This is a genomic window from Gammaproteobacteria bacterium, assembly GCA_016200485.1.
Lineage (GTDB): Bacteria > Pseudomonadota > Gammaproteobacteria > Tenderiales > Tenderiaceae > JACQEP01.
Map to the genome: position 1 here is coordinate 224,090 of JACQEP010000016.1, position 15,824 is coordinate 239,913.

Consider the following 15,824-nt stretch of genomic DNA (forward strand, 5'->3'; position numbering starts at 1 on the left):
TTTTCCATATTAATCAGACGACTATTTAATGATAGATGGGTGCGATTAGCGATTACCCTATTGTATTTTCCTTTTTCTCCCTCCATAGTGAGCAATGGGGGAGTTGTATGATTCGCTTATATTCCAGATTACGCTACTTGCTCATTTTCGTCCTCTGCATGATGGCGGCACCGGCCTTTTCCGCCCCCAAAATCCTGGTATTGCATCCCGACTTGACCGCTGTTTATGGCCGGGTATTTGAAGAAATTCTTTCCGGTATAGAATCCACCCCCGGCGTTGAAATCTCCACCCGCGTCGTGACTGAACAAACCTCGCTCGCAGAAATCACCACCCTAATCCAACAGCGCCGTTTCGATGGCGTGATTGCGCTGGGGCAATCCTCCCACGAATTAGGCTACCTCCTCAAAGATCAACTATCTGTGGTCCATGGCGGGCTATTCCTCAACCCCAATGGCCACAGCGGCATCAGCCTGGCGGGGTCACCGCATCAATTTTATGCCGCATTGAATGTCGTGGCACCACAGGTTAAACGGGTATTAACGGTCTATAACGAGAAGAATAGCGGCTGGCTGATCGATGTCGCCCGCAAGGAGGCTGCCGCCAGTGGCATTATCCTGGAAGCGCTGGCCGCCTCGGATGTTCGCGAAGCTGCACAGCAATTTCAGGTCATCCTGGATCGCGCCAGAGGCCCGCAGGACGCCATCTGGCTCCTGCTTGACAATGTGATCCCGGACAAAACCGTACTGCCAGTAATACTCGATGTCGCCTGGCGCAAAAAAGTGGTCCTGTTTTCAAACAATCCTTTACATTCCAAGCGCGGCGCCCTGTTTGCGTTGTTTCCTGACCATCCCCGCCTGGGCGCCAACCTCATGGAGATGGTGTTGAAGCAGATTCGCAGCGATCACCAACCGACCGTTATCCCACTTAGCAGACTCAAGGTTTCGGTTAACGAGCGCACCGCCACCCATCTGGGCCTGAATTATTCCATTGAGCGACTAAATCAATTTGACCTCGTCTACTCACAACAATAGCGCCACCGCGCTTATAGACAGTGGTATTGGTGTTGGAAATACCAACAACGCCCACTCCACCAGTTTTCGTTCCCAATTAACCAAAATCGTCGCCGCAGGCATCCTGACTCTGGCGGTCACCACCGCGCTCACCTCCGCCTGGGTCACGACCAATAATATTCGCTCGCAATTCATTGCCGATGGTGTTCAGGTGACCGAATCGCTTGCCGAACAATCGGTGCTCGCCCTGCTTTATGCCAGCCCGGAGAACGCTGAAGAGGCGTCTTCGGCGGCGCTTGGCTTCCCTTCCATTACCGGTGTTAGTATTTTAACGCCCGACCGCCGCCCCCTGCTCGCGCGTGGCGAAGTCATTGCCGTCGTCGCAGGCATTAAACCCGCGACCCGCACCGCACTTCTGGTCGAAAACAGTTTCAAGCGCTGGACATTCATGGCACCGGTCTATAGTTCCACGCATGACGGCACAGCGGAGGGTGACATGCTTTCGCTACCCGCGCGGGCGCCGGAATTGCTGGGCTATGTCCTGGTCAACAAGAGCAAGGAAAAACTCAACGAAGTACTGATCGATACCATTGTTAACAACCTGGTGATCGGACTGATTATTGCGATGGGCTTTATTTTTGTCATCCGCCGCGCCTTTTCGCGGCTGATGACACCCGTTGACCGCCTGACCCAGGTCATGAGCCTTGCCGAACAGGGTAATGCTCAGGTTCGTGCCGAGGTTGATGGCCCCAAGGAAGTGGCCAAGATTGCCCGCGCCTTTAATAAAATGATCGAAGCCCTGGCCGAGCGTGACGCCCAACTGCGCAGTCACAATGAATTATTGGAGTATGAAGTGGCGGAACGCACCCAGGATCTGGTTTACGCCCGCGACATGGCCGTACAAGCCAACCGCAACAAATCCAGCTTCCTCTCCAGCGTCAGTCACGAGCTGCGCACCCCGCTGCAAGGCATCATCGGCTACAGCGATTTATTGCTCGACTCGCTGCCCCATGATATGCCCGGCGAACGCCACGACATTGAAACCATACTCAAAAATGCCCAACATCTGCTGACAATGATCAACTCCATCCTTGATATCGCCAAGATTGAGTCCGGTCGCATCACCATCGAATCGCACCCCACCCAGCTGCTCGATCTCATCGAAAACATCACCCAAACCGTGCGCCCGATGATGGACAAAAATCAAAACCAGTTCGACACCGAGCTTTATCTTCAAGACAGCGAAGTGATTATCGACGACGCCAAATTGCGGCAGTCCATCCTCAATTTGCTCAGCAATGCCGCTAAATTCACCCATCAAGGACACGTATTATTGAAAATCACGCAACAACACCGGCAACTGATCATCAACGTAGAAGACACCGGCATCGGCCTGCAGGCAGAAGATCTGATCCACATCTTTGAACCGTTCTACCAAGCGGACAGCGGCATTACCCGCCACTATCAAGGCACGGGCCTGGGACTGGCCATCACCAAGCAGTTTTGTCTGGCCATGGGTGGAGATGTTACCGTCACCAGCCAACCCGGCAAGGGTTCCTGCTTTACCATTACCCTGCCTTTAAAAGATCAAGATTCAGCGAGAACATCCGACATATAAACAAATACCCATGGCACTGGCAGCTGATTTTTAGTACAGTATTTTTCGGGATACCGAGCGGGGGCAAGGCGTTGGGCTCAGCGAAGCAAATACTTGTTTATTTTAAAGATTCTGAGGCCCGCAAGTCGATTCTAAGCGCTTTGGGCCAAGATCAGCGCCTTGATCTGAATGCGGTGGGTGATAGCGTTTCTGCGCTTAAAGCCCTAAGCTCACCCTCGATCAGCGCCGTCATCTGCGATGTCGAACTCGGCGAACTCGATGGCTGGCGCTTTGCCCGCCTGATACGCTCCGGCGCCCTGGCGGTCAACGCTAACCTCCCGATCATCATGGTCTCCCGCAGTCATAGCGCCCGCATCGCCAACGCCACAGCCAAGACGTTCCAGATCAACCATTATGTCGCCTTCGATCAGCTGCACACCCTGCCCGATATCGTTCAGGGCGCACTCGACCCTCATCAAAAAGGTCTTTCCAAACCCAGGCTGCTGGTCATTGAAGACTACAGCGATACTGTCGTCTTGATTACCCGGGTACTCAGTGACCGCTTCGAAATCGATATCGCCGCTAATGGCCTGGCCGGGCTTGAAACCTGGAAAAAGCGCCGCCATGAACTGGTATTGCTGGATGTGATGCTCCCAGGCATGTCGGGCATTGATGTCCTGAAGGAGATTCTCAAACTCTCACCGGCACAATCGGTGGTGATGATGACCGCCCACTCTTCTGCCGAACGCGCCAGTGAACTTATTCTGGCAGGCGCCGTCGATTTTATTCCCAAACCCTTTCGCGCCGAACAATTGCGCCGAGTATGTGACATTGCCGAGCAGCGGCAAGACTTTATTGTCAGCAATCAGGAATTCGCGCAGCGGCAAGATGCGCTGTTTCGGGAAAAGGAATTGGCGCAAACAACGTTGCAATCCATTGCTGACGGTGTCATCACCACCAATCTCGATGGCATTATTGAATACCTAAACCCCGTCGCCGTGTTACTCTCCGGCTGGTCGTTGGCTGAGGCACGTGGCAAAACATTGAATCAGATTTTAAAAATTGGCGATGAAATGCTGCAATTGCAAAACTCCGATGCCATCGCCGCCTGCCTGGCCTCAGGCCATGTCATCCAAGGCGTGCATGCCGCCACATTTCTCAATCGCGACGGACGAGAACTGAAACTCGATTATATTGTCTCCCCGATTCGCGATCGGCGCGAGCGAGTTGTTGGCGCCGTCATCGTGTTACGCGACGTCAGCGAAGCCTTCGTGCTGGAAACAAAACTGGAATACCAGGCCAAGCACGACGCCCTTACCGGCTTGACCAATCGCTCCGCCTTTGAAGACCGCCTGCAACTGGCGCTCGATGAGCGCAACCGTGAGAGCGGCGCCTTTTCACTTTGTTATATCGACCTCGATCAATTCAAGATCGTCAACGATACCTGCGGCCACGCCGCTGGCGACCAACTCCTGCGCCAGATCAAGACCATCATGCTGAGCAAAATCCGGCGTCACCGCGATACCCTCTCTCGTTTTGGTGGTGATGAATTTGTTCTGCTGCTCGAAGACTGCCCTCAGGAACAGGCCACGAAGGTGGCACAACACATCATCGATGCCTTACAGGAGCATCGTTTTTCCTATGCGGGCAAGACATTCAGCATCGGCGCCAGCATTGGCGTGGTACCGATCTCCGAAGAATTTAATGATGTGAATGAAATCCTGCGCGCTGCCGACAACGCCTGCTATATCGCCAAAGAGAAAGGGCGTGGCCGGGTACATGTTTATCATGCCCAAGACCAGGAACTGATCAAACGCCACAGCGAAATGAACGTCGTAGCGCGCATCAACAAAGCGCTGGAAGAGGATGGCCTGGGCCTGTTTTATCAAACCATCGCCCCACTTGCTGCCTCGTCCAAGGGGCTGCATATCGAAATCCTCATCCGCATGCGCGATGAAAATGGCGCCTGGGTCACGCCCGGTTTCTTTCTGCCCGCCGCAGAGCGCTATAACATCGCACCCAAGATCGATCGCTGGGTCATCGCAAACACCCTGAGCACCTTCGCCAGCAGACCAGAGTTATTTTCTCAAATTGAATTATGCTCAATCAATCTGTCAGGCGTCAGCTTCCGCGACGAACATTTTATTAAATTCATCGGCCAGCAATTTAAGGTCTCCGGCCTGCCCGCGAACAAATTCTGCTTTGAAGTGACAGAAACCGCCGCCATCAGCAATCTCGATCAAGCGACCGATTTCATCAGCCAGATTAAATCACTGGGCTGCCAGTTCGCACTCGATGACTTTGGTAGCGGCATGTCCTCTTATGCCTACCTAAAAGCACTGCCCGTCGATTACTTAAAGATTGACGGCATGTTCATCCGCGGCATCCTCGACGACCCCGTCGATCATGCCATGGTGCGCTCAATCAATGAAATCGGTCATGTGCTCGGCCTGCAAACCATCGCCGAGTTTGTGGAAACGCAAGCCATCATTGACGCCTTAAAACTCATCGAAGTGGATTTTGTGCAAGGCTATGGCATTCATAAGCCGGCACATATTGATACGCTTGCTGATGCCAATCCAAAAAAGCGATTGAAATTAGGAACCTAATCTACAAACATCGACGTTACCCGCTTTTACTCATCATTTAAATTCAATAGGAGAAATCCATGGAACCATTTGCCCACGTATCACCCTCTTTACAAGTTAATGACAAGGTCGTGTGGGACATCATTTGTGGCATGATTGGATTTCCTGCCATCTTCGTTGCTCATGAACTCAAGCTATTTTCTCTGTTGGATTGTGAACCACAAACCACGTCACACATCTGCGCCACATTGCATACTGATCGCCGCGCCACTGAGGCGATGCTCACCGTATGCGCCGCGCTGGGATTAATTGAACAGGTAGATCAGCGCTATCGGCTAACCGCCACCGCCAATGCTTATCTACTGGAATCCAGCCCGACTTATATGGGGGGCTTTCTTGATTTAATTATCGGCAACCACGCATCCATCTCCATTGATAGCCTGCGAAATGCCATGAAAAGTGGCGCAACCCAGGCGTATGGAGGTGGCGATATTTTTGAATCTCATGCCGAAATGGATGAACGCGCGCGCGTGTTCACACGCGCCATGCATAGCGCGAGCGTTGCGCCAGCCCAACATTGGCCACAACATTTGGATTTATCCACCTATCACACCATGCTTGATATTGGCGGCGGTTCAGGCGCACATACCATTGGCGCACTCAAACAATGGCCACAACTGCAAGGCATCGTCTTTGATATTCCACCGGTTTGTGACGTAGCGGGGGAAATTGCCGCCGCAAACGACCTTGGCAACCGCATCTCGACGCATAATGGCGATCTCTGGAACAGCGATTTCCCGACGGCTGATATTCACTTTTATTCTCAGATCTACCATGACTGGCCGGAAGATAAATGCCGCTTTCTAACAGAAAAGAGTTTCAAGGCTCTCAACAGTGGCGGGCGCATCATCATTCATGAAATGCTTTATGACAATAACAAGTCCGGCCCCTTCGTCGCCGCTGCATCCAGCATTGGCATGTTGTTATGGACACAGGGCCGTCAATATTCAGGGATGGAGCTTTCGCAAATCCTATCTGACGCCGGCTTCAAGGATATCAAGATCATTCCAACACACAGTTACTGGAGCATCGTAACCGCTGTAAAATCTTAATCTTCTCTACACAACATACCCCGGCGTATGCCGGAGACGGTATACACCCTAATGACAAAGGCGCTCGATGCGCCTCATGGTATTTATTACACGACTATGCGCCCGCTCCGCCATCGACATGCCAAATAGATGCAGTGACATAGGTCGCTTCAATTTGCGCCAGGATCACATGTGCCACCTCTTCCGGCCTGCCATAACGATGCATAGGAATCAACGTTTGTTCCTGGTGAGCTTTAACAGCAGCAATCTGCTCAGGTGGTATTCCAAGTTTTTGGATAATAGGTGTATCAATTGCGCCTGGTGAAACCACGTTCACACGCACGTTGTCGGCCGCTAATTCAATTGCCAAGCTTCTCGTAAACGCATCAATTGCCCCTTTGGTAGCAGCATATAAACTCGCGTTAGGCAAACCATTATTACAACAGCCGATGAAACATTGGTGATCGCCCCCTGCCTCATCTTGAGCGCTGGTAACAATAACTGAGTCAGGACCATCGGCCCCCTGACATTGATACTAAAAAATTCTTCAAAATCCTTCAGCGTATGTGCTTCTAAAGGCATAAAATTTGGCAATAGCGGCATTGTTTACTAGCGCATCCAAGCCACTATCAAATTGACCGGCAATTGCCTGGATATCTTCTATACGTCCTAAGTCTGCCACCAAACCACATACCTTCAAAGCATCTGCGGCACGATCAACCTTTTCAGGATCACGGCCTACAATGGTTACATCGTAACCCTTTGCTTTGCACAATTCTGCCGTCGCATAGCCTATGCCAGAGTTACCGCCTGTTATAAGTATTTTTTTCATTCGCCTCACCTTAGAAATTTTTGACCACCTTTATCACACCGGAACCGGCCTGTGAGCCTTCCCCTGATAATCAATATCATTACAACACAGGGGCAAAAATGACTCCGGCGGCTGATCACGATATTCAGCATAGCAAGCATGGACACCACTGCTTACCCATGTGCTGTATATTCTCGTTATCTCGTCAACGCTGAATCCTTGATCAACAAGGAACGCCACGCTATATCCCAGCATGTTTATGCTTTCATTTTGCAAATTGCGAATTTCGGCTTCTATTTCATACGCCAACTCAAGATGGCCGCCTATTTCGAACCCAAGTTCTTTACTAACACGTTCCATTGCCGGAACACGTTCGTCACCTGTTGCAATCGGCCTCGCATAACCCATGATTACAGCGCTGTCTTTACCACCACGCTTCTTTTTTGCCAGCGCTGAAGAAATTATGTCTCTAATGGAAACTCCTCGTTGTCGTGCCTTGCGGGCCTGAATGATAAATTCTGCTCCTTCCCTCAAAGCGCCCGCACCATACATACGCGAGTCAGCTGCCAGAATCCCCATACTTGCGGCAGCTACCGGCGAGCATTGCATGGTGCCCGCATAAGCGCCCATTTTATTGCACCAGATTCTTGGATCAGGCCAGCTTAGACAAATAAAGCTCGCTTCGATCCAATCAGCAAGCCGTTTCTCAGGGAGCCGGCCTGTTATATTTAAAAGGAGAACCTGGAAATAGGAGTTATATCCTACCAAGTCGTCCATCATCGAATAACCGTGATTATAAACAGCTTCACCAATTATCCAACCGCCTCTGCGATTGCGGATTACTCCCCTTCTTTCATCCCAGAAGCGCGTTTTATCTTGGCGTGAGTTCATCGATGACATAATGTTCTTGATCTATGAATGGAATCGCTGTCAGTGGCCGCCCAGCCATCTCGACGCCATGTGCCAACAATCCTGGCGCACTTATGAGTTGAAATAAGCCAACGCCTGCACTCGGTTTAAAGCCTAAATCAGTCAGTACCGCCGCCGCAATACCTGGACTCAGCCAACCTTGGCCGACACAGCCCAATTCCTCTACGAATTCCTGAGCCCATTTCATTGTGACGCCTGCCGCTGGCAGTTTTAAGAGCTCTAACGCAATTTTTTGGCATAATATATCAATATCGCCATACCGGCTGCCAAAGCCGGGCGCGATATGATTATCGCCTTGGGGACGAGGCCGATACGTCCTCATTAGCGCCGCAGCTACTTCTCGGGCTGAGCTTTGTACATGCTCGACAAGAAAACGCATTGCCAGTTCGACCTCTTTGCCACCGAGATAGCTACCGCCCTGAATTGATAGGGCGATAGGCAATATATGCGCGTAATCAACCTTGCTTACTCCAGCATTCATCGCTGCTTGCGTCGCTGGGTGACGTGGCCCTGGATTGATTAACCCAATGAACAATGACTCCAGCAGTTTAGATTGGCCTGAGTTAGGCAGCTCGCTACGGAACAAGAGGTACAACACGTCTATAAAACTGCGATGTCTTACCAAATCCAGCAAGTCATACCCGTGACATCGCGCATCAGTAGCAACATATGGATTATCTGATGCGGGGATCTCCTGCCAAATCTCGGTCGAAATACGATCGGCAAAGGCCTCTTTACGGAGGCTAACTTTGGATGATGACTTAGTCTCGCTCACATCAAAACGTTATTCAAAATGATATCGGGCTTCTAGATATCCACCACGGCCTTCAAGGGGATAATCATCCGGGATTGAACCATTGCTGGGTTCACGTGCATCTTGGTCAAACAGGTTGCGTATCCCTGCTGCCAATTCCCAGGAATTGTTGACCGGCGCATATCGTAGCGCGGCATCTACGGTCGTATAATCGCCGATTTCTGCACGAGCAGGTGTTTCGGTAGCACGCGCCCGATCTGCCACCCAATTGACCTGCCCAGACATTATCCAGGCGGGTATAAATTTCCAAACGGCCGCCACATTCGCGTGTCGCCGTGGCGCATCAATCACTATTGCGCCCGTCTTTTTGTCTTCCGAATGTTGAAACGCCATATTACCTTTAACTGTTAAGGCCTGTGTCGCTTGCCAGGTCAACTCAATCTCTATCCCTCGACCTTTTTGGCTTCTGGCATTTTGTGCCACATTATTACTGTCAAATTCAATCAAACGATCCACGTCATAACCGTATAAACTCCACACCGTTTGCAATTCAAAAGAAGGCCGGTAATCGAAAGCCAGCTCTATCATATCAATGATTTCTGGTTCAAGATTTCGATTGCCACTTATCGCCGGATTATTCTGAAAATAGAGATCTGTCACGCTCGGTGCGCGGAAGGCACGGCCATAAAGCAATTTGGTCGTGAGGTTGTAGTCCGTCGCCCACACTAATGCTAAGCGTGGATTAGTCGTGTTGCCAAAATCGCTGTAATTGTCATGGCGTACGCCTGCCGTCAACTCCCAATCCGGTGCCACCCGCCATTCGTCTTGTAGCGATAGATAATGCACACTTCTTGTCACATCCGGGGAGAAAATAACGGCGGACCTTCCTGTAACATCCGTTAATGCGCCACTAATTGGACTAACAGTGCCGTCGATGATACCCGGACCGAAGTTCTGGGTTGCTCGCGCCTCGAACTCACTCCTATTGTATCCAAGCGCCATTCTCAGCAGATGATTATCGATGCCATCATAATTAACCACCGCTTCTAAATAGGTATTTTTCTCTGTACCCCCGGGGTTGCCAAACATGCCTTCGGGAAAGCTCACCATACACACCGGCCCAAACACTGGGTGATTCGTCGGTACGACGCACGCGACCGGCGTTGTCAACAGATTGCCGTCAGCACCAATGGGAAGACTGGCGCCTGGCGGGAACAATCGAAAATTTTCATCCTGATCCATGATGCGATAGGACATATGCGCATCGAGCTTCCAATGTGGCGCAAGCTCAGCGCCCGAGTAATCTACTTTTCCGCTATATTGGCCTACATCCTGCCAGCCATAAGTATCCAATGCCTGCGCTGCGCCCGGGCCAACGCCGGCGTCGCCCAAATTCCAGCTGTTAAACCAGATATTCCAGTGGTCATTGCTGACAGTGATGGACGTGTTCAGCAATTCGTAGCGAGTTTCCAATGGACCCGGAGTCAGGCTGGCATGGGTGCCAAATAGAGTATCAAACGTTTTTTGCAAATCCGACTTTACGATGCGCCCACGGTCGCCATCACTGTGGCTATATTCCATACTGAGCGCGACATCCCATAGACCTAACTTGATACCATCCTGCACCCAGACATCTTTGGTATCAAATGAACCCGCCCGCGCCCCTACCTGAATTCCTCCAATATCAGAGGCCTCTTTGGTAATCACATTGATGACACCGGCAAAGGCATCCGCCCCAAACACGGCGGAACCGGGGCCACGAATCACTTCGATACGAGCGATATTCTCTACTGGCAATTTAAATAATGGTGGGCGACCGCCGGTAAGAATGTCATTAAATTGCAACCCATTTACCAACAAAAGAACCTGTGGGTTCTGGCCAGTATGAATCCCACGTATCGAATAAAGACTGTTGTTTCGATTAAATGATCGCGACACATGCAGCCCTGGCACAGATTCTAACGCTTCATCCAGCGTGCGCCAGCCCATGGCTTTAATTTCTTTGGCGGTGATGACGCTGGCAACGGAGGGAGCGAGGTGTATCGGTTTGGCGGTGCCTGTTGCGATTTCTACGACTTCTTCGTTTTCGTAGAGCAGCATCAAGTCGGGTTCGGCGGCGGCGAGCATCTCCGCCGCTGCAGCCTGCACCCCGAGCCCCATGATTACCACCGGCAATAATCGCGCGTACCTTGGCATCAACTCCCCCGCTGAGTTAGTCCATCGCCACAAACCTGTGATCAATCCAGTTGTTAATATAGCCTAAAAATATTTATCACGTTTGTTATATATAATCCACTGCCTCTTTATAAGAATCACGCTAAGCTATTATTACGGCGAAGCGTCTTAACTCGCACCCCCATCGGCGGCACCTCTTCGGGATCGATATAGATATCGAGTACGCATGGCACTGTGGTCTGATACCGCGCATTCAAATCGAGTTGGGCAAAGTCTTCTGGCGTTTTAACGGTATACCCAACCGCTCCCATTGCACGCGCCATGGCTGCAAAATCCACCGGCGGCAATTCATAACCAATGGGTTCCGCACCACCCAGGCGCTGACCATGCTTGACCATGCCTAACGCTTGATCATTGAGCACGATAAAAATTACTGGCAGACGTTCCTGAATTGCTGTCGTCAACTCTTGCCCGCTCATCAGCCAACTGCCATCGCCGGTAATGCACACTACTGGCTCGCCGGGACAACCCAATGCTGTTCCCACTGCTGCGCCAATCGCCCAGCCCATGGCGCCAAAGCCAAAGCCAATCCGCTGCATACCGGTGCTGCGCAGCAGCAAATAATGGGTTGCCCACGCCCAGGCATTGCCGGCATCGATGATATAACGCGTATTTTTGGGCAGTCGCTGCGCCAATTCGCGCATGACGCGTTGTGGCTTTAAAGGAACAGCATCGGAATCACATTGCGCGGGATCTCGCAGCTCAACCGTTTCTGGCATATAATTTTTTTGATTATTACTGTTATCGCCAACCTCAATGTGACGCATTCGCTTTGGGCTGGTAATCAATAAGTCTTTTTGCAGATTGGCAAATAGCGCACGCACGTCACTCAATACGTGCAGACATGCCATTGGTGAGCGTGAAAAGTCTTCCAGCGTTCCCGTAATATGGACCAGCTTGTGATTGAGCAGCCGCCGATCCCAGCTTGCCGTTGATAATTCACTCAGCGACGTGCCCACCGCAATCACCAGATCGACATCATTATCCATCAAGGTATCAAAAGCACTGGCATGGCCTGCAAACCCAAAAACACCGCGATAGAGCGGATGATAAGCATTGACCCAGGACTTACCCGCTGGCGTTGTAATCATGGGAATATGATTGTGTTCAGCAAGTGAAACAATGATATCTATCGCGTGGCGGCTACCCGCGCCCAGAAAGAAAACAGGGTTACGCGCGGCCTTGATTGCTGACAACAGCGCATCGTATGAACTCTCGTCAATCGCCTTAGGCTGGCGGAAGAGGTGCGCCAGTTGGTAGGCAGTGATATCCGTTTCCAGCGGCGTATTCATGATATCCATTGGAATACTCAAATGCACCGGGCCGCGCGGCCGTCGAAACGCATGCAGCAGCGCCATATTGAGCTTGCCTTCAACCTGCTCTGGGTGTGACACCAGACTGTTATAGCGCGTGCAGTGCTCGAACATGCCAACGATATCGACGGCATCACTGGAAGACTCCTGCAAACCCAGCTTGCCGAAGTTCGGCAACGCCGTTTGTGGCGTGATCACCAGCATTGGTATGCGGTCAGCATAAGCTGATGCCACGCCGGTGATGAGATTGGTCGCGCCTGGCCCGGTGGTGGCGCAACACACACCGATCTTGCCGGTTTCACGGGCATAACCATCGGCCATGAAGGCAGCCCCGCTTTCATGGCGGGCGATGACTGCCTGAATGGAACGTGAGGTTCGCCGCTGGCGTAACGGAATCATCGAATTCTTTTTCTTTTGGTGTGCACTATCCTCCAGCGGCGAGCGCATTTGCCTGGCGATGGCGTTATACAGCGGCTCAATCGCGCCGCCCGGCACGCCAAAGATATAGCCTGCGTCTATTTCGATGAGATAGCTTAAAATCAGATCCGCATAGGTGTACTGGCCAATGCTGCCCGACGATTCGACACTGATCGCGCTTTTGGTCATAACATCCCTATCAATTATCATGCAATCGAGGTGGTTAAGTTATCGGTTAATTGTTAATTAGGTTTAACACTTTACTCAGGCATACTCCAAATTATCTATCATTATACTCGGGAATAAAAAATCCCAGCCATGTTGCCCTGGCTGGGATTTATCATGCATCAAAAAATGCGGTGTTGTTTACTTGTGGTAAGAAACCACACGCTCAACTTCAGTCTTGGAGCCCAAGATCACCGGCACGCGCTGGTGAATACCCTTCGGCTTCATACTCATGATGCGCTCATGGCCGGTGCTGGAGACACCGCCCGCTTGCTCAACGATGAACGACATGGGGTTGGCTTCGTACATCAGACGCAGCTTGCCGCCCTTGTCTTTCATCTTGCTGTCCAGCGGATACATGAAGATGCCGCCGCGCGTCAGGATGCGATGAACTTCAGCGACCATTGAGGCGACCCAACGCATGTTGAAGTCCTTGCCGCGAGGGCCGTCTTTACCTTGCAGGCATTCTTCGACATAGCGTTGCACGGGTTTTTCCCAGAACCGCTGATTCGAGGCATTGATGGCGAATTCTTTAGTCTCTTCTGGAATGCGCATATTCGGATGCGTCAGAATAAATTCACCGACGTTGCGATCGAGCGTGAAGCCATTCGCGCCGTTACCGGTGGTCAACACCAGCATGGTGGACGGCCCATACAGCGCGTAACCGGCGCAGATTTGTTGCGTGCCGGGCTGCAGAAAATCTTCAACCTTCGGATCGGTCACGCCTTCGGGGCAACGCAGGATCGAGAAGATGGTGCCAACGGAAATGTTAACGTCGATGTTGGAAGAACCATCGAGCGGATCGAACAGCATCAGATATTTGCCACGCGGATATTGCGGCGGAATCGGATAGATGTCGTCCATTTCTTCGGAGGCCATCGCCGCCAGGTGACCGGCCCATTCGTTGGACTTGAGCACCACTTCATTGGTAATCACGTCCAGTTTCTTCTGCGTTTCGCCTTGAACGTTTTCGCTCTCGGCCGAACCCAGCACGCCAATCAGTGCGCCTTTGTTGACCGCATTCGAAATCACCTTGCAGGCGGTGACGATGTCGTTAAGCAGCGAGGTGAAGTCGCCAGTGGCGTTGGGCAGGCGGCGCTGCTCCTCGATGATGAACTGTGTCAGTGATACCCCGTTGTGCATACTGTGTTCCTTATATTTAGAGACTAGAAATCGGGTCAGAATCTGTGTGAGCCCGCTATTATAAGGAGAACCGGGGGACGGGGAAAGTAAAGCCGGCTGCCAAAGCACTGAAAAAATCTCTACCCCCTCCTCCTTGAAGGAGGAGGGGTGCCCCGAAAGGGTGCGAATGCATGGATGCACGAGGTAGGGCAACGCAGGGAGCGGTGCCGAGGGTGGTGGTTTTAAAAGTTCAAACCACCCCGGCGCTACGCGCCACATCCCGCCCAGGGTGCGCACGCGCACCCGTTCGTCGGGAAAAAAGTCCACCGGACCTTTTTCTTTCCCTCCTCACCCTTATCCAAGGAGGGGATAAACACCGGTTTTTCTAACCCCGCTTTCCCCTTTCATCTTTTCCCTTTTCCCTTTACCCTAGCCACCCATGAGCCTACCCCCACTCCAACTCAAGCGTAACGAAGGTCGCCGCCTGCGCGCCGGCCACCTCTGGGTATTCAGCAATGAGATCGATACCACCCGCACGCCGTTATCTGCCTTCGAGCCTGGCCAGGACGTGGAACTCATTGATGATTCTGGCAAATTCCTGGGCCATGCCTATGTCAACCCAAACTCTTTGATCTGCGCCCGCATCGTTTCGCGCGAGCGGGATTACCCGGCTTCCGCCAGCTTGATCACGCACCGGCTCAACATCGCCCTGTCGCTGCGCGAGCGCCTGTTCGCCCATCCTTATTACCGGCTGGTGTATGGGGAAGGCGATGGCCTACCCGGCTTGGTCGTCGATCGTTTTGGCGATGTACTTAGCGTCCAGATCACCACCTTTGGCATGGAAAAGCGGCGCGATGAAATCATTGCTTGCCTCGACAAGCTGCTGCGACCCAAGGCGATCATTTTGCGCAATGACAGCTCGATCCGCGAAATGGAAGGCTTGCCACGTTACGTGGAGGTCGCCCACGGCACAGCGCCGGAGTTGCTGGATGTCATCGAAAACGACTGCCGTTTTCAGGCTCCTGCACAAACCGGCCAGAAAACCGGCTGGTTTTATGATCATCGCCTGAACCGCGGCCGATTAACACATTATGTGAAAGATTTGCGGGTGCTGGATGTGTTCAGCTATATGGGCGGCTGGGGCATCCCGGCGGCAGTGGCCGGTGCGCGCGAAGTGCTGTGCATCGACGAATCCAATCTCGCCATCGATCAAATCCATAACAATGCGGCCTTGAATAATGTCGGTGACCGCGTCGCCACTTTGCATGGCGATGCCTTTGATGCGCTCAAGCAGTTGCGCGCCGAGCGCGAGCATTTCGATGTCATCGTCCTCGACCCGCCGGCCTTTATCAAACGCAAAAAAGATATTGCCAAGGGCACTGAGGCCTATCGCCGCCTGAATCAAATGGCGATGCAGGTGCTGAGCAAGGACGGCATTCTGGTCTCCGCCTCCTGTTCCTATCACATGGATCGTGATGAGCTGCGGCAGCAGGTGTTGCAGGCGGCGCGCCATATCGACCGCAACGTGGTGATACTCGAACAGGGCCATCAGGGGCCGGACCATCCGGTGCATCCGGCCATCCCGGAGACGGATTATTTGAAGGCGTTTATTTGCCGAGTCACGCCGATTTAAGTCAGGGCCGAAAGGGAAAGATACAAGGGAAAAGGGAATGAGCGCGCATTGCGCGCTAAATATTTTTAACCGTCGGCCTTCGGCCGACTCATCCCCTT

General features: G+C 52.1%; 13 protein-coding genes. 5 read left to right on the top strand and 8 right to left on the bottom strand.

Annotated elements, in window-relative coordinates; genetic code table 11:
* Positions 1-107 precede the first annotated feature (107 nt).
* The 4 genes from HY272_11115 to HY272_11130 all read left to right on the top strand — a co-directional run bounded on the left by HY272_11115 (position 108) and on the right by HY272_11130 (position 6,307).
* Positions 108-1,031, top strand: a complete 924-nt coding sequence (locus HY272_11115; GenBank protein ID MBI3773234.1) for a hypothetical protein — start codon at positions 108-110, stop codon at positions 1,029-1,031.
* Positions 1,006-2,628, top strand: coding sequence for a HAMP domain-containing protein (locus HY272_11120; GenBank protein ID MBI3773235.1), 1,623 nt, complete (start codon positions 1,006-1,008; stop codon positions 2,626-2,628). Before HY272_11115 ends, HY272_11120 begins: the two co-directional genes overlap by 26 nt.
* A gap of 71 nt (positions 2,629-2,699) precedes the next feature.
* Positions 2,700-5,216, top strand: a complete 2,517-nt coding sequence (locus HY272_11125; GenBank protein MBI3773236.1) for an EAL domain-containing protein — start codon at positions 2,700-2,702, stop codon at positions 5,214-5,216.
* A gap of 59 nt (positions 5,217-5,275) precedes the next feature.
* Positions 5,276-6,307 carry a methyltransferase gene (locus HY272_11130; protein MBI3773237.1) on the top strand — a complete coding sequence of 344 codons (1,032 nt, stop codon included), beginning with the start codon at positions 5,276-5,278 and terminating at the stop codon, positions 6,305-6,307.
* A gap of 94 nt (positions 6,308-6,401) precedes the next feature.
* On the opposite strand, the gene HY272_11135 is transcribed toward HY272_11130, so the two are convergent.
* From HY272_11135 to HY272_11170, 8 genes are all read right to left on the bottom strand, one after another.
* Positions 6,402-6,716, bottom strand: coding sequence for an SDR family oxidoreductase (locus HY272_11135; GenBank protein ID MBI3773238.1), 315 nt, complete (start codon positions 6,714-6,716; stop codon positions 6,402-6,404).
* Positions 6,641-6,868 carry an SDR family NAD(P)-dependent oxidoreductase gene (locus HY272_11140; protein MBI3773239.1) on the bottom strand — a complete coding sequence of 76 codons (228 nt, stop codon included), beginning with the start codon at positions 6,866-6,868 and terminating at the stop codon, positions 6,641-6,643. The genes HY272_11135 and HY272_11140 overlap by 76 nt, the downstream gene beginning before the upstream one ends.
* Entirely contained in the window at positions 6,834-7,118 is a 285-nt protein-coding gene (locus tag HY272_11145) for an SDR family NAD(P)-dependent oxidoreductase (protein ID MBI3773240.1), read from the bottom strand. Before HY272_11145 ends, HY272_11140 begins: the two co-directional genes overlap by 35 nt.
* A 33-nt stretch (positions 7,119-7,151) precedes the next feature.
* Complete coding sequence (locus HY272_11150; GenBank protein ID MBI3773241.1) at positions 7,152-7,997, bottom strand: hypothetical protein; 846 nt, start codon at positions 7,995-7,997, stop codon at positions 7,152-7,154.
* Positions 7,969-8,802: a citrate synthase gene (locus HY272_11155; GenBank protein ID MBI3773242.1), complete on the bottom strand. Its 834-nt coding sequence runs from the start codon at positions 8,800-8,802 to the stop codon at positions 7,969-7,971. Before HY272_11155 ends, HY272_11150 begins: the two co-directional genes overlap by 29 nt.
* 9 nt (positions 8,803-8,811) lie before the next feature.
* Positions 8,812-10,977, bottom strand: a complete 2,166-nt coding sequence (locus HY272_11160) for a TonB-dependent receptor (GenBank protein ID MBI3773243.1) — start codon at positions 10,975-10,977, stop codon at positions 8,812-8,814.
* 116 nt (positions 10,978-11,093) lie between these two features.
* Positions 11,094-12,935 (bottom strand): thiamine pyrophosphate-binding protein, encoded by a 1,842-nt coding sequence (locus HY272_11165; protein MBI3773244.1) that lies wholly within the window; start codon positions 12,933-12,935, stop codon positions 11,094-11,096.
* 177 nt (positions 12,936-13,112) lie between these two features.
* Positions 13,113-14,114, bottom strand: coding sequence for a class 1 fructose-bisphosphatase (locus HY272_11170; GenBank protein ID MBI3773245.1), 1,002 nt, complete (start codon positions 14,112-14,114; stop codon positions 13,113-13,115).
* A gap of 418 nt (positions 14,115-14,532) precedes the next feature.
* On the opposite strand from HY272_11170, the gene HY272_11175 reads away from it, so the two are divergent.
* Positions 14,533-15,726, top strand: a complete 1,194-nt coding sequence (locus tag HY272_11175) for a class I SAM-dependent rRNA methyltransferase (GenBank protein MBI3773246.1) — start codon at positions 14,533-14,535, stop codon at positions 15,724-15,726.
* Positions 15,727-15,824 lie beyond the last annotated feature (98 nt).